We start from the raw sequence: 16,383 nt of genomic DNA on the forward strand, positions 1-16,383 counted from the left end.
ACCGGACCGGGGCTCTTCGCGTTCTCACCGGGCCGGCAGCTCGGACGGGCCGACGTGGTCGTCCAGCCAGTCCCGGAGCGGCTGGGAGGCGCGCAGGAAGGCGGTGATCCGGGTGCGGGCGCCGCGGGTGCCGAGCCACTTCGCGGGCGCCCACTCCTGCCAGGCGACCAGGCCCTTGTGGCGCAGCAGCTCGATCCTCGGGTGGTCCTTGGGGAAGCCGCGCGGAGCGGTCCTGAGGGAGTCCCGGCCGTGCACCTGGGGGCCGTCCTGCTCCACCGCGGCGATCACCCGCTCCAGTTCGGCGCCGCTGACGTCCTCGGCGACGGCGGCGCGGTAGCGGTCCAGCTGGTCGGGGGCGAGCTGGTACATCCCGTTGCCGCAGGCCAGGCCGTCGGCGGAGAGCTGGACGTAGCCGCCGGTCTCCAGGTGGGCGCCGATGTGCGTCTTGTACGGGGACTTGTCGGCGCTGAACCGGACGTCGCGGTTGGGACGGAAGATCTTCCCGGGCCCGAACTCCGGTTCCAGCTCGGCGAGCAGCAGCTCCATCGGGGTCCGTACGTCGTTGTCGTACTGCTCCTTGTGGGCCTGCCAGAAGGTCTTGGAATTGTCGGCTTCGAGGTGCTCGTAGAAGTCGAGCGCCTCGGCCGACCAGCCGGAGAAGGTCACGCCTCCAGTATGTGGCCCGGTGCACAGGGCGCTCCCGTCGCCAGCTCGACTACCGGTGGGTAGCATGCGGGCATGAGCAGCGCAGAGACCGCCACCGCCACCGCGCCGGACGCCCGTACCGAGCGCCGCGCCAAGCGCATCGCCAAGCACCTCAGCAGCTTCGCCCGCCAGCACGGGGGCGGCGCCGACGCGGTCGTCGAGTACGTCGGCGCCGTGGCCACCCGGATCGTCGTGGTGGGCGCGGACGGCGCCTGGGGCGACCAGGTGGCCCCGAGCTACGCCGTCGGTCGCCGGGCCGCCGAACTGGCCGGGCTGACCCTGCACGACGACTTCGAGGGCGAGCTGGCCCTCAAGGTGAAGACCGGCCCGTACGAGTGGAAGCGCATGGCCGGCATCCAGCTCGGCGGCTGATCACTTCGGCGCCCACGGCGACGGCCCGGCTCCCCGCCTGGGGGAGCCGGGCCGTTGCCGTGGGCTCAACGGGGCAGCTCCTCGCGGTCGAGCACCCGGACGAGTCGGGCGGGTCGGTCCAGCCAGGCCCACTGCCTCTCCGTGGTGACGGTGAGCCCGAAGCGCTGGGGTGCCGGGCGGTCGTGCTCCTCCCACCAGCGGTGGGCGGCTTCGATTTCGTCCCAGAGCCGACGAGGGCCGTGCTGCCAGACGGTGAAGCGTTCGCTCGGGCGGCCGTCGTGGTCGACGGCCGCCCACGAACGGGTATCGGTGGCCGCGACCCAGAGCCGGGCGGCGACGCCGTCGACGCCCGGCTCGTCCTCCCAGGCGGTCCACACGTCGCCCAGCCGCAGGCCGAGGGCGAACCGGGCCTCCCAGTGGTCGCCCGTGATGTTCCACGGTGGCAGCGTGGTTTCGGATTCCTTCGGTACGTGGTCGTCGCGGACGACATCGCGGAAGATCCGCAGGTCCTGCCGCTGGTTGCGCATCAGCATGAACGCGGAGTGAGGGCTGAAGCGTCCCTGGGCCCGGTCGCGTTCGACGGTGAGCTTGAGCAGCCCCCAGCAGAGCATAGGGGTGTCCCAGGGGGTGAGGACGATGCCTCCAGGCCGGGTCTGCTCGATCCAGGCCCAGGGCACGCGGCGGACCGAACAGGTGGAGATGATCCGGTCGTACGGCTGACGTCGGGGCCAGCCGAGGGAGCCGTCTCCGCAGATCAGGTCCATCTAGGCCCGACGCGTTCAGGGACGCCCGCGCCTGCTCGGAGACCTCGGAGTCGATCTCGATCGAGGTGACGTGTCCGGAGTCGAGGCGGTGAGCGAGGAGGGCCGCGTTCCAGCCGGTGCCGGTGCCGATCTCCAGGACGTTCATTCCGGGTCGGACGTCGAGGTCGTGGAGCATGCGGACGACGATCGAGGGGGCGGAGGCGGAGGAGGAGGGCCAAACGTCGGCTGGGTCGGGCGGATCGGCTGATGCCTGGCCGTCATTGACCTGGGTGACGACGGGGGCGTCGGTGTAGGCCGCCTCGAACCAGCGCTGGTGGTCGGTCGAGAGGTTGCAGGGCTCGTAGCCGCCCCGGTCGTCCTCCAGCCAGATCCGCTCGGGGAGGAAGCGATGGCGCGGGACCGCCTTGATCGCCTCCTGCCACTCGTGAGGGGCGGGGCCGCCGAGCGCTTCGCCGACGGCCCGGAGCAGGCCGCGCACGGCGGCCTGCTCCGGTCGATGCACAGGGTCCGTCACTTGTCGCCCTCGTCCTTCTTATGCTTCGGGTCGGGCGCCGGGTTCTGTCCGTCGGGGGACGGCTTGCTCGTGCCGGGGTCCTTCTTTCCGCCGTGCTTGCCGCCGCTGGGCTTGGACGAACCGGCGGGCAGCGCCCACAGACTCCGGCAGGTAGGGCAGCGACAGCTCCGCTGCCGTCGACACCGACATTGAGTTGGTGTCGGGAGTCGCGCGACTCTCCGTCGAAGCGTGCTGCATGGGAACTTCCAGGACGTCGGCCTCGAACACGACCATCTCCTCTAAATGAGGTGTTTCCATGCACTCATGTACATGAGTGATGAGTAGAAGAGTGCCCGACTCCTATACATGAGTCAACCCGTCGCGGGAGGAATCTCGTGACGGGTTGGGAGAGTTGATCGTTAGTCAGTCATACGCGGGAAAGCGATAGTCGAGAACGAACTGGTCTGCCGCCATGACGGTGTCGCACACCTCCACCACTCGGCCATCCGCGGTGATGGCATCGCGAACGAGATGGATCACCGGCGCGCCGGGGCTCAGGGTGAGTGCTTTGGTCTCCGGCTTGGTCGCGAGTCTGGCCCGTACGGACTCGGTGAACTCGACAAGGGAGTGGCCGTGTTCTTCGAGCCGGGCGTAGATGCCGCCGCCACCGGGGTTCTCGGCGAAAACCTCAGGGATGTCCTTGACCACGTCCCACGGCAGGTATGACGTGGCCTCCTCGGTGGGCACCCCATCTCGGAAGTACCGGCGTTTGCGGGCCAGCACCTGGGTACCGGCGGGAAGTCCCAAGCGATCGGCGATCGCGGGAGGTGCTGCTGTGGGGCCCACGAACAGCACGGTCACGGACGGGATGCCGCCGGAGGTCTCTGCCTCTGCGAGGTACGCGGCCTTGCCGGCGTTGCGATGGGCGCGGCGGAATCGGTCCGCAGACTTGCGCTGAACCGGCGGGCGCGAGCGGACGAACGAGCCTCGACCATGGTGCGTCTCGATGAGCTGAGTCGTTCGGAGTTCGGCGATGGCCTTGCGAACTGTCCCGGATGCGACTTTGTACCGCTGCATGAGCTCGGCCTCGCTAGGCACGGTCGCACCGGGAGCGAGAGCGCCCGACTTGATCTGCGCGGCAAGATCAGCCGCGATCTGCAGGTACTTCGTCGTGGCCGACGAGGCCACCTCACTACTCGCCATAGTCCTTCAGGGCTCCTATCCTCCTGCACATGAGTAACAGCGTCGGGAAGTTCCAGTCAACGCCGCTCCACTCGGTGTCCGTCGCGGGGGTGGTGGTGCGGGAGGACGGCCGGGTGCTGGCGATTTGCCGGGCCGACAACGGGGCTTGGGAACCTCCGGGTGGCGTGCTGGAACTGGGCGAGGCCATCGAGGACGGCGTGCGACGCGAGGTCTACGAGGAGACCGGGGTCAAGGTCACCGTCGAGCGGCTTACCGGCGTGTACAAGAACGTAAGCCGAGGGATCGTCGCCCTCGTCTTCCGCTGCCGACCGGAGAGCGGTGCCGAGCGGCCCTCGGACGAGTCGGTCGAGGTCGACTGGCTCACCCCGGCCGAGGTCTCCGTGCGCATGGCGGAGGTCTATGCCGTGCGGGTGTTGGACGCGCTTCGGGGGGACACGTCGCCGAGTATCCGGAGCCACGACGGGCGGCGGCTGTTGTGACACGTCGAAGGCCCCCATCCGAGGATGGGGGCCTTCGACGAGGTTCAGACGGTGGCAGCCTGCGGGGTCTGTGCGGGCAACTGCTCGGGGGCGGGGGCCTCGTCGGCGCGGGTGCGCAGGGCGAGGGGGATGCGGAGGGCGGCGATCCAGGTGAGGGTGGCGCCGAGCATGTGGAGGCCGACCATCAGCTCGGGGGCGTCCGTGAAGTACTGGATGAAGCCGAGGACGCCCTGGAGGAGCAGGACCGCCAGCAGTTCCCTGGTGCGGGCCTTCGCCGCCGGCGGGGCTTTGATGGCGGCGAAGACGAAGATCATCGCGATGGTCAGGCCGACCGAGACGAACGCGAGGTCGGCGTGGAACTGGGCCAGCCTGTCGTAGTCGATCGGGATCCGGGGGACGATCTTGTTGTCCTTCGGCGTGCCCGGGTGGTGGCCGGCGCCGGTGACCAGGGTGCCGGCCGCGACCAGCAGTCCGACGACCAGGACCAGCACGTAGGAGAGCTGGTGGATCGGGCGGGCCACAGAGAGCTCGGGGGTGCCGTCGCCCTCCTTCGACCGCTCCCACATCAGCAGCGCGACCCAGACCAGCGCCATCGCGGCGATCATGTGCAGCGCGACGGTGTACGGGTTGAGGCCGGTCAGCACGGTGATGCCGCCGAGTACCGCGTTGCTCATCACCAGCCAGAACTGCGCCCAGCCGAGCTTGGTCATGCTGCGCCGCCACGGCCGGTGGCAGCGGGCGGCCAGGATCGCCCAGCCGACCGCAGCGCTCAGCACGTAGGTGAGCATCCGGTTGGTGAACTCGACGATGCCGTGGAAGCCCATCTCGGCGGTCGGGGTCAGGCTGTCGGCGGTGCAGCGGGGCCAGGTCGTACAGCCGAGGCCGGAGGCGGTGAGGCGGACGGCGCCGCCGGTGACGACGATCACCACGCTCATCACCAGCGCGGCGAACGCGGCGCGCCGGACCATCGCGGCGGACGGCTGCCAGCGGTCGGCGAGCAGGGAGAAGGGGTTAGGCACGCGCTCCATCGTAGGCGGCCTTACGGGCGATCTTGGGGCGGGGCGCGGGGTGCGGCGCGCGGGGAGCAAAGCGGACTGTTCGGGCAAGGCGGTCAATGGTCTTGACCAATCACCCGTTCGGCCGAAAGAGTGCGGATTGGTCCATACCATTTTTCGGACCTCTCCCACTCCTCCCGCACGTAAGCGGAGATCCTGCACATGCGCATACCTACGTCCGCCGCCGCGCTCGCAGTCGGCGGCTCGCTCGCACTGGCTGGCCTGATCGCCCCCGCCGCCGCCCACGCCGCCGACCCCGGCCAGGAGTGCCGCAGCCTCGGGGTCGCCAACCTCTACGGCGAGTTCATCGAGGGCGACGACCACCATGTTCCCGACGCCGAGGGCGCCGTCGCGGTGGGTGGCAACGCCTACTTCGCCGGCGACAACCCGAAGGAGCCAAAGAGCTTCTCCGTCGGCCAGGAGCTCACCCCTGAGCAGGTCGCGGCGCTGCCTGGCGGCAACGCCCTCGTGGTCGCCGGCAACCTGAACGGCCACAACACCCAGGTGATGAAGGGCAACGGCGTCTACGCCGGGAAGCTGTCCGGCGTGCTGGAGGCGCACCAGGGCAAGATCACCCAGGGCCCTTCCCCGATCGACTTCAAGGCCGAGTTCGCCAAGCTGCGCGCCGCCTCGACCGCGCTGGCCGCCGTGCCGCAGACCGCCGGCGCCACCGTCCGGGCCGAGGGCGCCGAGCTGACGTTCACCGGCGGCGACGCGAAGTACAACGGCTTCACCGTCGACGCCGCGAAGCTGCAGGGCGCCAAGGACGTCTTCCTCAAGGTGCCGGCCGGTTCGGTCACCGTGGTCACCGTGACCGGCGGCTCGTACGACATGGCGGCCGCCGGGACCACCGGCTTCCACCTGTGGGACGAGGCCAAGGCGTCCTTCGTCCTGGACGACAAGAACCAGAGCGCGGCGGGCGGGGCGGTCCGGGCCAAGCTGCTCTGGAACTTCCCGACCGCGACCAAGGTGGTCAAGAACAGTCAGGCCGCCTGGGCCGGCACCGTGCTGGCGCCCAACGCCGCCTTCGACCTCGGTAGCGGCGGCCCCGTCAACGGCTCGGTGATCGCCGCCTCGCTGACCGGCAAGGGTGGCGCGGAGACGCACCACTACCCGTTCGCCGGCTGCCTGCCCGGCGTCGTCGTCCCGACGCCGTCCACCACGCCCACCGTGCCGCCGGTGGTGCCGAGCGGGACGCCGTCGGCCTCCACCACGCCCGGGACGCCCGGCACGTCGGCCACCCCCGGGACCTCGGCGAGCCCCACGGCCACGCCCTCAGCCCCGGTGAGCGGCAAGCCGAGCGCGGGTGCCTCGGCGAGCCTGTCGGCCACCGCCTCGGCGGGTGTGCCGGCCGCCTCGGCGAGCCCGTCCGCCCAGGCGAACGCGGGCGGCGACCTCGCGCACACCGGCTCCGGGCCCGTCGTGCCGCTGGCGATCGGCGGCGCGGTGGTGCTCGCGGCCGGTGGCGCGATCGTGGTCGCCACTCGGCGTCGGGCGGCCAGGAAGGCCTGACGGTTTCGCCGGTCGACCGGTGCTGCGCCCTCGGTGATTGAACCTGATCACCGGGGGCGCACGTTTTTCAGTCAGGTGACGAAGTTCATTCAAGTTTGCCGAATCCGCGTTCTGCGAGGTGGCGGCTGTGATGGGCTGGTCATACACATCAGACGACGGACCAACAGACGAAATTCGGTCGTACGGCGGGGTGTGGAGAGGTGCGGGAGTGCCGGTAGAGTCCCCCGGACAGTCGTAGCGGGCCACCGCGAAACCTTCAACACGCCTGCTGCGCAAGACCGTTCGGAGGGGAACAGCGTAAATGGCGCGACAGCAGCGGCACATGCGGATCGGCGCGGCGGCACTCGCCGGTACGGCGGCGGCCGGAATTCTCCTGCCCCTGGCACTGGCCGGCAACGCCTCGGCGCACGTGCCGAGTTGGTCGGTGACCTGCGACAAGATCGTGGTCGATCTGATCAACTACAGCCCCAAGTCCGAGGTGACGAACACCGTCAGCCTCACCATCGACGGTGAGAAGGTGCTGGACGGCAAGACGTTCCCGAAGGAGTTCCACGGCACCTTCCCGGTGAAGGACCACTCCGCCCCCGTCAAGGCGCACCTGGTGGTGAACACCACGGAGACCCCGAACGAAAAGGGGTGGAACATCGACGAGACCAAGACGATCGAGCCGTGCCACACGCCGACTCCGACGCCCACCCCCACTCCCACGCCCACCCCGACCCCGACACCCACCCCGACCCCGACTCCGTCGCGGACCGTGACGCCGACCCCGAGCACCACCCCGTCGGCCACCCCGACCCCGTCGGCCTCGCCCACCGCGAGCAAGACCGCGACCCCGACCCCGGTCCCGACGCCCACCACCAGTGGCCCGGCGCTCGCCCAGACCGGTAGCAACGACGCCACCCCGATGATCGCGGCGGCCGGCGGCGGCGTGCTGCTGGTCGGCGGCGCGCTCGTCCTGCTGGCCCGCAAGCGTCGCGGCAACCAGAGCTGACGTTCGTCGGTGACGTGAACCGCCCCCCGGCCGCTTCGGCCGGGGGGCGGTTCACGTGCGGGACCGGCTACTCCCAGCGGAAGAAGCGGGCCGCGGCGGCCAGGCCGAGGACGGCCCAGCCGGCCAGGATGCCGAGGTCCGACCAGGGCACCCCGGCGCCGTGCTGGAGGACCGACCGCAGGCCGTCCGAGAGGGCGGAGATCGGCAGCAGCTCCAGCACCGACTGCACGGCCGAGGGGAACTTGCCCAGCGGCACGATCACCCCGCCGGCCAGCAGCAGCAGGATGAACACCAGGTTCGCGGCCGCCAGCGTGGCCTCCGCCTTGAGCGTGCCGGCCATCAGCAGGCCGAGCCCGGAGAAGGCCGCGGTGCCGAGGACCAGCAGGGCGACGACCACTAGGGGGTTGCCCTGCGGGGACCAGCCGAGTGCCAGCGCGATCACCGACAGCAGCGCGACCTGCAGCGCCTCGGTGACCAGCACGCAGCCGGTCTTGGCGGTCAGCAGCGCCCAGCGCGGGAGCGGGCTGGCGCCGAGCCGCTTGAGCACGCCGTAGCGGCGCTCGAAGCCGGTGGCGATGGCCTGCCCGGTGAAGGCGGTGGACATCACGGCCAGCGCGAGCAGGCCGGGGGCCAGGAAGTCGACCCGCTTGCCGGGGCCGTCCACCGCGACGATGTCCACGGCCGAGAACAGCACCAGCAGCACGGTCGGGATGATCACGGTGAGCAGCAGCTGCTCGCCGTTGCGCAGCAGCATCCTGGTCTCGAAGGCGGTCTGGGCGAGCAGCATCCGGCTGACCGGGGCCGGGCCGGGCTTGGGGGAGTAGTCGGTGGTCGCACTCACGAGCGCAGCTCCCGTCCGGTCAGGTCGAGGAAGACGTCTTCGAGGCTGCGGCGCTGGACGGACAGCCGTTCGGGCAGGACGCCGGAGGCCGCGCACCAGCCGGTGACGCTGGCCACCAGCTGCGGGTCGACGGGCGCCTCGACGCGGTAGCTGCCGGGGGCGGTCTCGGTGGCGGTGGCGCCCTCGGGCAGTTCCTTGAGCAGCGGGCCGAGGTCGAGCCCGGGCGGGCCGTCGAAGCGCAGGGCGTTCTCGGCGCCGCCGCGGCACAGCTCCTCGGGGCTTCCGGTGGCGATCACCCGGCCGCGGTCGACGACGGCGACCTGGTCGGCGAGCTGTTCGGCCTCGTCCATGTGGTGGGTGGTGACGACCACGGTGACGCCGTCCCGGCGCAGGTCGCGGACCAGCTCCCAGGTGGCGCGCCGGGCCTGCGGGTCGAGGCCGGCGGTGGGCTCGTCCAGGAAGACCAGCTCGGGGCGGCCGACCACGGCCATGGCCAGGGCGAGCCGCTGCTGCTGTCCGCCGGACAGACGCCGGTAGGTGGTGCGGCCGCAGGAGCCGAGGCCGAGCCGTTCGACCAGCGCGTTGACGTCCAGCGGGTGGGCGTGCAGCGCGGCGGTGTGGCGCAGCATCTCGACGGCGCGCGCGCCCGCGTACACGCCGCCGGACTGCAGCATGACGCCGATCCGGGGGCGCAGCTCGGCGTTCTGGGCGACCGGGTCGAGGCCGAGGACGCGGACGGTGCCGGCGTCGGGGCGGCGGTAGCCCTCGCAGGTCTCGATGGTGGTGGTCTTGCCGGCGCCGTTGGGGCCGAGGACGGCGGTGATCGCGCCGCGTGCGATGGTGAGGTCGAGGCCGTCCACCGCGGGCTTGGCGCCGTAGTGCTTGACCAGCCCGGCGATCTTCACCGCGGGTTCGGAGTGCATACCGGCGAGTGTAAGAGGCTCCGACGCCGGGCCCGGACGGCGCCTCGGTGATCGTTTTTGCAGGTCAGGTAAGGCTTACCTGCGTGACAGATGACACGAGTGAGGCCTGCATCACGGCTTGTCCTGCCGGAAGTAATTACGCAACACTGGTGTTGTGAAAAACATGCGCGAGCACGCCACGCCCCAGGAGGCCGAGTCGGCCCCCGGGTGCGACGTGCCCGTGACGGCGGCTGAGGTGCTGCTGGAGGGCCACCGGGCCACCCGGGACAGGGTCGCCCGGTCGATCCTCGACCACGGCCCCTCCTCCGCCGCCGACCTGGCGAGCCGGCTCGGCCTCACCGCCGCCGCCGTCCGCCGTCACCTGGACGGACTGGCCGCCGCCGGCCTGGTCGAGTCCCGCGAGCAGCGGGTCTACGGCAGTCGTGGCCGGGGCCGCCCGGCCAAGGTCTTCGCCCTCACCGACGGCGGCCGGGATGCCTTCTACCAGGCGTACGACCAGCTCGCCGCCGACGCGCTGCGCTGGATCTCCGACTCGGTCGGCGGCGGCAAGGCGGGCGAGGAGGCGGTCGCCGCCTTCGCCCGGGCCCGCTTCGGCAAGCAGGGCGAGAAGTACCTGGAGAGCCTGCGGCTGGCCGAGGCGGGGGAGCGCACCGAGGCGCTCGCCCAGGCGCTGAGCGCGGACGGGTACGCTGCCACGGTGCGGCGGGTCCCGCCGGCCGTGGCGAAGGCCCCGGCGGGCGCCCAGCTCTGCCAGCACCACTGCCCGGTCGCGCACATCGCCGAGCAGTTTCCGCAGCTCTGCGAGGCGGAGACCGAGGTCTTCTCCCAACTGCTGGGCACCCATGTGCAACGGCTGGCCACCATCGCCCACGGCGACGGGGTCTGCACCACCTATGTGCCGGCACCCGGTGCCGCATCGTCGCCTGCCCGGCGTTCCCCGGGCCGCGGCTCCGATGCAGTGCCGACTGCCGGTACGTCCACCGAAGATTCAGCGTCCGCGCGTTAGGAAGCTCGCATGACTGACACCGTTTCGCACCCCGAGCTCGAGGGCCTGGGCACCTACGAGTACGGCTGGGCCGACCCGGACACCGCTGGTGCCGCGGCCAAGCGCGGGCTCAGCGAGGAGGTCGTCCGCGACATCTCCGCGAAGAAGAACGAGTCCGAGTGGATGCTGAACCTGCGTCTCAAGGGCCTGAAGCTGTTCGGCAAGAAGCCCATGCCGACCTGGGGCTCCGACCTCTCCGGCATCGACTTCGACAACATCAAGTACTTCGTCCGCTCCACCGAGAAGCAGGCCGAGTCCTGGGAGGACCTGCCCGCGGACATCAAGGCCACCTACGACAGGCTGGGCATCCCGGAGGCCGAGAAGCAGCGCCTGGTCGCCGGTGTCGCCGCCCAGTACGAGTCCGAGGTCGTCTACCACCAGATCCGCGAGGACCTGGAGGAGCAGGGCGTCCTCTTCCTGGACACCGACACCGCACTGCGCGAGCACCCGGAGATCTTCAAGGAGTACTTCGGCACCGTCATCCCGGCCGGCGACAACAAGTTCGCCGCGCTGAACACGGCGGTGTGGTCCGGCGGCTCGTTCATCTACGTGCCCAAGGGCGTCCACGTCGACATCCCGCTCCAGGCCTACTTCCGGATCAACACCGAGAACATGGGCCAGTTCGAGCGGACGCTGATCATCGTCGACGAGGACGCGTACGTCCACTACGTCGAGGGCTGCACCGCGCCGATCTACTCCTCCGACTCGCTGCACTCCGCGGTCGTGGAGATCATCGTCAAGAAGGGCGGCCGCTGCCGCTACACGACCATCCAGAACTGGTCGAACAACGTCTACAACCTGGTCACCAAGCGTGCCGTGGCGTACGAGGGCGCGACCATGGAGTGGGTCGACGGCAACATCGGCTCCAAGGTCACCATGAAGTACCCGGCCGTCTACCTGATGGGCGAGCACGCCAAGGGCGAGACCCTGTCGATCGCCTTCGCGGGCGAGGGCCAGCACCAGGACGCCGGCGCCAAGATGGTGCACATGGCGCCGAACACCTCCTCCAACATCGTCTCCAAGTCGGTGGCGCGCGGCGGTGGCCGCACCTCCTACCGCGGTCTGATCGAGATCGGTGAGGGCTCCAAGGGCGCCAAGTCCAACGTGCTGTGCGACGCGCTGCTGGTGGACACCATCTCCCGCTCGGACACCTACCCGTACGTGGACGTCCGCGAGGACGACGTGTCCATGGGCCACGAGGCTACGGTCTCCAAGGTCAGCGAGGACCAGCTGTTCTACCTGATGAGCCGGGGCATGACCGAGTTCGAGGCGATGGCGATGATCGTCCGCGGCTTCGTCGAGCCGATCGCGCGCGAGCTGCCGATGGAGTACGCGCTGGAGCTCAACCGGCTGATCGAGCTGCAGATGGAGGGCGCGGTCGGCTGACGTCCAGCCGCTCCGCCGTCCACCGACTTTTGAGTTTTCGAGGAAGAGAGCACCACGACAGCCATGGCTGACGTCAACACCACCACCGGCTCCACCACCGCCGGTTCGATCGAGGTCGGTACCGCCGGCGCGGGCGCCCAGCTCGCCGGCCCCGGCACCGGCCGCGCCACCGTCCAGCAGCCGATCGACGCCCGGGTCGCCGTCAAGCCCTCGTTCGAGGTCGGCGACTTCCCGGTGCCCACCGGCCGCGAGGAGGACTGGCGGTTCACCCCGATGCACCGCCTGGGCGGCCTGCACGACGGCACCGCCGCCGAGGCGGCCAAGGGCGAGGACAAGGTCGAGCTGGGCCTGCCGGACGGCGTCACCGCCGAGACCGTCGGCCGCGACGACGCCCGCCTGGGCAGGGCCGGCAAGCCCGTCGACCGGGTCGCCGCGCAGGCGTTCAGCGCCTTCGAGCAGGCGCTCGTGGTCACCGTCCCCCAGGACGCGGTGCTCACCGCGCCGGTCAAGATCGACGTGCACGGCGAGGGCGGCACCCGCTTCGCCCACGTGGTGGTCGACGTCAAGCCGTTCGCCGAGGCCGTCGTGGTGATCAACCACACCGGTACCGGCACCCGGGCCGCCAACGTCGAGCTGCTGGTCGGCGACGGTGCCAAGCTCACCTTCGTCTCGATCCAGGACTGGGACCGCAACGCGGTCCACGTCGCCCAGCAGACCGCGCTGGTCGGCCGGGACGCCTCGCTGAAGTCCGTGGTCGTCACCTTCGGCGGCGACCTCGTCCGGATCCACCCGCGGGTCAACTACGCCGCGCCCGGCGGCGAGGCCGAGCTGTTCGGCCTCTACTTCGCCGACGCCGGCCAGCACCTGGAGCACCGGCTGGTCATCGACCACGACACGCCGCACTGCCGCTCCAACGTGGTCTACAAGGGCGCGCTGCAGGGCCAGGACGCGCACGCCGTCTGGGTCGGCGACGTGCTGATCCGCGCCGCCGCCGAAGGCACCGACACCTACGAGCTCAACCGCAACCTGGTGCTCACCGACGGCGCCCGGGTCGACTCGATCCCCAACCTGGAGATCGAGACCGGCGAGATCGTCGGCGCCGGCCACGCCTCCGCGACCGGTCGCTTCGACGACGAGCAGCTGTTCTACCTGCAGGCCCGCGGCATCCCGGCCGACGAAGCCCGCCGCCTGGTGGTCCGCGGCTTCTTCGCCGAGCTCGTCCAGCAGATCGGCGTCGCCGAGATCCAGGACCAGCTGATGGAGAAGATCGAGGCCGAGCTGGAAGCGGCGGTCTGATCCCGATGACCTTCCTCCGTGCCTGCGCGCTGAGCGACCTCCAGGAGGACGTGCCCAAGCGCGTGGACCTCAACGGTGTGCCGGTCTCCGTCGTCCGCACCGACGAGGGGGTGTTCGCGATCAACGACACCTGCTCGCACGCGAACGTCTCGCTCTCCGAGGGCGAGGTCGAGGACTGCATGATCGAGTGCTGGCTGCACGGCTCCAGCTTCGACCTGCGCACCGGCAAGCCCTCCGGCCTGCCCGCCACCAAGCCGGTCGCTGTCTACCCCGTAAAGATCGAAGGGGACGATGTGCTCGTCTCCGTCAACCAGGAGTCCTGAGTACCCATGGCAACGCTTGAAATCCGCGACCTGCACGTCTCCGTCGAGGCCGAGAACGGCCCGCGCGAGATCCTCAAGGGCGTCGACCTGACCGTGAAGCAGGGCGAGACCCACGCCATCATGGGTCCGAACGGCTCCGGCAAGTCCACCCTGGCCTACTCGCTCGCCGGCCACCCCAAGTACACCGTCACCGGCGGCTCGGTGCTGCTGGACGGCGAGGACGTCCTGGAGATGTCCGTCGACGAGCGCGCCAAGGCCGGCCTCTTCCTGGCCATGCAGTACCCGGTCGAGGTCCCGGGCGTCTCGGTGAGCAACTTCCTGCGCACCGCCGCCACCGCCGTCCGCGGCGAGGCCCCCAAGCTGCGCCTGTGGGTCAAGGAGGTCAAGGAGGCGATGGCCGCCCTCCAGATGGACCCGGCCTTCGCCGAGCGCAACGTCAACGAGGGCTTCTCCGGCGGCGAGAAGAAGCGCCACGAGATCCTCCAGCTGGAGCTCCTCAAGCCGAAGATCGCGATCCTCGACGAGACCGACTCCGGCCTGGACGTCGACGCGCTGCGGGTCGTCTCCGAGGGCATCAACCGGGTCCGCTCGACCGGCGAGGTCGGCACCCTGCTGGTGACCCACTACACCCGCATCCTGCGGTACATCAAGCCCGACTACGTCCACGTCTTCGCGGCCGGCCGCATCGTCGAGTCCGGCGGTGCCGAGCTGGCCGACAAGCTGGAGAACGAGGGCTACGAGGCGTATGTGAAGGGTGGCGCTTCCGAGTGACCCATGCCCATGAGTCGGCGCCCCTGACGGGCCTGCTCGACACCGACGCGATCCGCAAGGACTTCCCCGTCCTGCAGCGCCTGCTGCACGACGACAAGCCGCTCGTCTACCTGGACAACGCGGCCACCTCGCAGAAGCCGCGCCAGGTGCTGGAAGCCCTGACCAACTACTACGAGCGGCACAACGCCAACGTCCACCGCGGCGTGCACGTGCTCGCCGAAGAGGCCACGGCGCTCTACGAGGGCGCGCGGGACAAGGTCGCGGCCTTCGTCAACGCGCCCAGCCGCAACGAGGTGATCTTCACCAAGAACGCCTCCGAGTCGCTCAACCTCGTGGCCAACATGCTCGGTTGGGCCGACGAGCCGTACCGGGTGGACGCCGACTCCGAGATCGTCATCACGGAGATGGAGCACCACTCCAACATCGTCCCGTGGCAGCTGCTGTCGCAGCGCACCGGCGCGAAGCTGAAGTGGTTCGGGCTCACCGACGAGGGCCGGCTCGACCTGTCCGACATCGACGAGCTGATCACCGAGAAGACCAAGGTGGTCTCCTTCACCCTGGTCTCCAACCTGCTCGGCACCGTCAACCCGGTCGAGACGATCGTCCGCAAGGCCCAGTCGGTCGGCGCACTGGTCGTCATCGACGCCTCGCAGGCCGCCCCGCACATGGTGCTGGACGTCCAGGCGCTGGAAGCCGACTTCGTCGCCTTCACCGGCCACAAGATGCTCGCCCCGACCGGCATCGGCGTGCTCTGGGGCCGCCAGGAGCTGCTGGAGGACCTCCCGCCGTTCCTCGGCGGCGGCGAGATGATCGAGACCGTCACCATGGGCTCGTCCACCTACGCCCCGGCGCCGCACAAGTTCGAGGCCGGCACCCCGCCGATCGCCCAGGCGGTCGGGCTCGGCGCGGCCATCGACTACCTGTCGAACATCGGCATGGAGAAGATCGCCGCGCACGAGCACGCGATCACCGCGTACGCGGTCGAGCGCCTGCTGGAGGTCCCGGACCTGCGGATCATCGGCCCGCGCACGGCCGTCGACCGCGGCGCCGCGATCTCCTTCACCCTCGGCGACATCCACCCGCACGACGTGGGCCAGGTGCTGGACGAGCAGGGCATCGCCGTGCGCGTCGGCCACCACTGCGCGCGGCCGGTCTGCCTGCGGTACGGAATTCCGGCGACCACGCGGGCGTCGTTCTACCTGTACTCGACGCCGGGCGAGGTCGACGCGCTGATCGACGGCCTGCACCACGTCCGGAACTTCTTCGGCTGACGGGACAGGGCAGGACATGAAGCTCGACTCGATGTACCAGGACATCATCCTGGACCACTACCGCAACCCCCACGGCAAGGGGCTGCGGGACGGCGACGCCGAGGTGCACCACGTCAACCCGACCTGCGGTGACGAGATCACCCTGCGGGTGCGGCTCGACGGCTCGACGGTCGCCGACGTCTCGTACGAGTCCCAGGGCTGCTCGATCAGCCAGGCCAGCGCCTCGGTGCTGAACGACCTGGTCGTGGGCAAGACCGTCGGCGAGGCGCAGACCGTCCAGGAGGCCTTCCTGGAGCTGATGCAGAGCAAGGGCCAGGGCGAGGGCGACGAGGAGGTGCTGGAGGACGCGGTCGCGTTCGCCGGCGTCTCCAAGTACCCCGCCCGGGTCAAGTGCGCCCTGCTCAGCTGGATGGCCTGGAAGGACGCCACCGCCCAGGCGCTCGCCCAGCACCCCGCCGTGAACGACTGACCCGCAGAGGAGGACAGACCATGAGTGACGAAACCCCCTCCGCTGCGGAGGACCAGCCGAACGGCGTCGTCATCGTCGGCACCACCGCCGGCACCGTGTCCGTGGAGGACCTGACCGAGGCCCTGATGGACGTCGTCGACCCCGAACTGGGCATCGACGTCGTCAACCTGGGCCTGATCTACGGCATCCACATCGACGAGTCCGACGTGGCCACCATCGACATGACGCTCACCTCGGCGGCCTGCCCGCTGACCGACGTCATCGAGGACCAGGCCAAGACCGCCACCGATGGCCTGGTCCAGGACCTGCGCATCAACTGGGTCTGGATGCCGCCGTGGGGCCCCGACAAGATCACCGACGACGGCCGCGACCAGCTCCGCGCCCTCGGCTTCAACGTCTGACGGACGGCTTTTCCGTCAACCCGCTGCCGCGCAAACCTCTCCTTCGGGGGAAAGGTTTGTGCGGCAGTGGTATATCTGCC

General features: G+C 70.2%; 18 protein-coding genes and 1 pseudogene. 12 read left to right on the plus strand and 7 right to left on the minus strand.

Annotated elements, in window-relative coordinates:
• Positions 1–24 precede the first annotated feature (24 nt).
• Complete coding sequence (locus ACIPLC_RS07710; protein ID WP_400472044.1) at positions 25–666, minus strand: DUF2461 domain-containing protein; 642 nt, start codon at positions 664–666, stop codon at positions 25–27.
• A 72-nt stretch (positions 667–738) separates the two neighbouring features.
• Here ACIPLC_RS07710 and ACIPLC_RS07715 point away from each other — a divergent pair, with 72 nt between their 5' ends.
• Positions 739–1,077: a hypothetical protein gene (locus ACIPLC_RS07715; RefSeq protein WP_350880471.1), complete on the plus strand. Its 339-nt coding sequence runs from the start codon at positions 739–741 to the stop codon at positions 1,075–1,077.
• Positions 1,078–1,142: 65 nt separating this feature from the next.
• Here the strand turns inward: ACIPLC_RS07715 and ACIPLC_RS07720 are convergent, their stop codons facing one another.
• The 3 genes and pseudogenes from ACIPLC_RS07720 to ACIPLC_RS07730 all read right to left on the minus strand — a co-directional run bounded on the left by ACIPLC_RS07720 (position 1,143) and on the right by ACIPLC_RS07730 (position 3,537).
• Positions 1,143–1,841 carry a hypothetical protein gene (locus ACIPLC_RS07720; protein WP_400472045.1) on the minus strand — a complete coding sequence of 233 codons (699 nt, stop codon included), beginning with the start codon at positions 1,839–1,841 and terminating at the stop codon, positions 1,143–1,145.
• Positions 1,842–1,899: 58 nt separating this feature from the next.
• Positions 1,900–2,355, minus strand: a pseudogene (locus ACIPLC_RS07725) (methyltransferase); the annotation flags it as partial.
• Between the two features lie 402 nt (positions 2,356–2,757).
• Positions 2,758–3,537 (minus strand): GntR family transcriptional regulator, encoded by a 780-nt coding sequence (locus ACIPLC_RS07730; RefSeq protein WP_400472046.1) that lies wholly within the window; start codon positions 3,535–3,537, stop codon positions 2,758–2,760.
• A 17-nt stretch (positions 3,538–3,554) separates the two neighbouring features.
• Between ACIPLC_RS07730 and ACIPLC_RS07735 the strand changes: the two genes are divergently transcribed.
• Positions 3,555–4,016, plus strand: coding sequence for an NUDIX hydrolase (locus ACIPLC_RS07735; protein WP_400472179.1), 462 nt, complete (start codon positions 3,555–3,557; stop codon positions 4,014–4,016).
• A gap of 44 nt (positions 4,017–4,060) precedes the next feature.
• Here ACIPLC_RS07735 and ACIPLC_RS07740 read toward each other — a convergent pair whose 3' ends face one another.
• On the minus strand, positions 4,061–5,044 hold the full coding sequence (locus ACIPLC_RS07740) for a heme A synthase (protein WP_400472047.1): 984 nt from the start codon (positions 5,042–5,044) through the stop codon (positions 4,061–4,063).
• Between the two features lie 189 nt (positions 5,045–5,233).
• On the opposite strand from ACIPLC_RS07740, the gene ACIPLC_RS07745 reads away from it, so the two are divergent.
• Both ACIPLC_RS07745 and ACIPLC_RS07750 read left to right on the plus strand, forming a co-directional pair.
• Positions 5,234–6,583: a choice-of-anchor A family protein gene (locus ACIPLC_RS07745; RefSeq protein ID WP_400472048.1), complete on the plus strand. Its 1,350-nt coding sequence runs from the start codon at positions 5,234–5,236 to the stop codon at positions 6,581–6,583.
• A gap of 301 nt (positions 6,584–6,884) precedes the next feature.
• Positions 6,885–7,577, plus strand: coding sequence for an LAETG motif-containing sortase-dependent surface protein (locus tag ACIPLC_RS07750; protein ID WP_400472049.1), 693 nt, complete (start codon positions 6,885–6,887; stop codon positions 7,575–7,577).
• 67 nt (positions 7,578–7,644) lie between these two features.
• On the opposite strand, the gene ACIPLC_RS07755 is transcribed toward ACIPLC_RS07750, so the two are convergent.
• Both ACIPLC_RS07755 and ACIPLC_RS07760 read right to left on the minus strand, forming a co-directional pair.
• Entirely contained in the window at positions 7,645–8,418 is a 774-nt protein-coding gene (locus tag ACIPLC_RS07755; RefSeq protein WP_400472050.1) for an ABC transporter permease, read from the minus strand.
• Entirely contained in the window at positions 8,415–9,341 is a 927-nt protein-coding gene (locus tag ACIPLC_RS07760; RefSeq protein WP_400472051.1) for an ABC transporter ATP-binding protein, read from the minus strand. Before ACIPLC_RS07760 ends, ACIPLC_RS07755 begins: the two co-directional genes overlap by 4 nt.
• Positions 9,342–9,504: 163 nt before the next feature.
• Here ACIPLC_RS07760 and ACIPLC_RS07765 point away from each other — a divergent pair, with 163 nt between their 5' ends.
• The 8 genes from ACIPLC_RS07765 (at position 9,505) to ACIPLC_RS07800 (ending at position 16,303) form a co-directional block, all read left to right on the plus strand.
• Positions 9,505–10,347: a helix-turn-helix transcriptional regulator gene (locus ACIPLC_RS07765; protein WP_400472052.1), complete on the plus strand. Its 843-nt coding sequence runs from the start codon at positions 9,505–9,507 to the stop codon at positions 10,345–10,347.
• A 9-nt stretch (positions 10,348–10,356) separates the two neighbouring features.
• On the plus strand, positions 10,357–11,772 hold the full coding sequence (gene sufB / locus ACIPLC_RS07770) for a Fe-S cluster assembly protein SufB (RefSeq protein ID WP_063349524.1): 1,416 nt from the start codon (positions 10,357–10,359) through the stop codon (positions 11,770–11,772).
• 63 nt (positions 11,773–11,835) lie between these two features.
• Positions 11,836–13,068 carry a Fe-S cluster assembly protein SufD gene (sufD, locus tag ACIPLC_RS07775; RefSeq protein WP_400472053.1) on the plus strand — a complete coding sequence of 411 codons (1,233 nt, stop codon included), beginning with the start codon at positions 11,836–11,838 and terminating at the stop codon, positions 13,066–13,068.
• Positions 13,069–13,073: 5 nt separating this feature from the next.
• Entirely contained in the window at positions 13,074–13,391 is a 318-nt protein-coding gene (locus tag ACIPLC_RS07780) for a bifunctional 3-phenylpropionate/cinnamic acid dioxygenase ferredoxin subunit (RefSeq protein WP_063349526.1), read from the plus strand.
• 6 nt (positions 13,392–13,397) lie between these two features.
• Positions 13,398–14,162, plus strand: coding sequence for a Fe-S cluster assembly ATPase SufC (sufC, locus tag ACIPLC_RS07785; protein ID WP_400472054.1), 765 nt, complete (start codon positions 13,398–13,400; stop codon positions 14,160–14,162).
• A 23-nt stretch (positions 14,163–14,185) separates the two neighbouring features.
• Entirely contained in the window at positions 14,186–15,433 is a 1,248-nt protein-coding gene (locus ACIPLC_RS07790; protein ID WP_400472180.1) for a cysteine desulfurase, read from the plus strand.
• Positions 15,434–15,449: 16 nt separating this feature from the next.
• A complete protein-coding gene (gene sufU / locus ACIPLC_RS07795) occupies positions 15,450–15,902 on the plus strand; it encodes a Fe-S cluster assembly sulfur transfer protein SufU (RefSeq protein ID WP_063349529.1) in 453 nt (150 codons plus the stop codon).
• Positions 15,903–15,922: 20 nt separating this feature from the next.
• Complete coding sequence (locus ACIPLC_RS07800) at positions 15,923–16,303, plus strand: metal-sulfur cluster assembly factor (protein WP_350880450.1); 381 nt, start codon at positions 15,923–15,925, stop codon at positions 16,301–16,303.
• Positions 16,304–16,383: the final 80 nt, after the last annotated feature.

Source organism: Kitasatospora sp. NPDC086801, assembly GCF_044745805.1.
Taxonomy (GTDB): Bacteria; Actinomycetota; Actinomycetes; order Streptomycetales; family Streptomycetaceae; genus Kitasatospora.

Excerpts from the sequence above, each read along its gene's own strand:
- ACIPLC_RS07715 (WP_350880471.1), top strand. The coding sequence starts at position 739 with ATGAGCAGCGCAGAGACCGCCACCGCCACCGCGCCGGACGCCCGTACC.
- ACIPLC_RS07720 (WP_400472045.1), bottom strand. The coding sequence starts at position 1,841 with ATGGACCTGATCTGCGGAGACGGCTCCCTCGGCTGGCCCCGACGTCAG.
- ACIPLC_RS07730 (WP_400472046.1), bottom strand. The coding sequence starts at position 3,537 with ATGGCGAGTAGTGAGGTGGCCTCGTCGGCCACGACGAAGTACCTGCAG.
- ACIPLC_RS07740 (WP_400472047.1), bottom strand. The coding sequence starts at position 5,044 with ATGGAGCGCGTGCCTAACCCCTTCTCCCTGCTCGCCGACCGCTGGCAG.
- ACIPLC_RS07745 (WP_400472048.1), top strand. The coding sequence starts at position 5,234 with ATGCGCATACCTACGTCCGCCGCCGCGCTCGCAGTCGGCGGCTCGCTC.
- ACIPLC_RS07750 (WP_400472049.1), top strand. The coding sequence starts at position 6,885 with ATGGCGCGACAGCAGCGGCACATGCGGATCGGCGCGGCGGCACTCGCC.
- ACIPLC_RS07760 (WP_400472051.1), bottom strand. The coding sequence starts at position 9,341 with ATGCACTCCGAACCCGCGGTGAAGATCGCCGGGCTGGTCAAGCACTAC.
- ACIPLC_RS07765 (WP_400472052.1), top strand. The coding sequence starts at position 9,505 with ATGCGCGAGCACGCCACGCCCCAGGAGGCCGAGTCGGCCCCCGGGTGC.
- sufB (WP_063349524.1), top strand. The coding sequence starts at position 10,357 with ATGACTGACACCGTTTCGCACCCCGAGCTCGAGGGCCTGGGCACCTAC.
- sufD (WP_400472053.1), top strand. The coding sequence starts at position 11,836 with ATGGCTGACGTCAACACCACCACCGGCTCCACCACCGCCGGTTCGATC.
- ACIPLC_RS07780 (WP_063349526.1), top strand. The coding sequence starts at position 13,074 with ATGACCTTCCTCCGTGCCTGCGCGCTGAGCGACCTCCAGGAGGACGTG.
- sufC (WP_400472054.1), top strand. The coding sequence starts at position 13,398 with ATGGCAACGCTTGAAATCCGCGACCTGCACGTCTCCGTCGAGGCCGAG.
- sufU (WP_063349529.1), top strand. The coding sequence starts at position 15,450 with ATGAAGCTCGACTCGATGTACCAGGACATCATCCTGGACCACTACCGC.
- ACIPLC_RS07800 (WP_350880450.1), top strand. The coding sequence starts at position 15,923 with ATGAGTGACGAAACCCCCTCCGCTGCGGAGGACCAGCCGAACGGCGTC.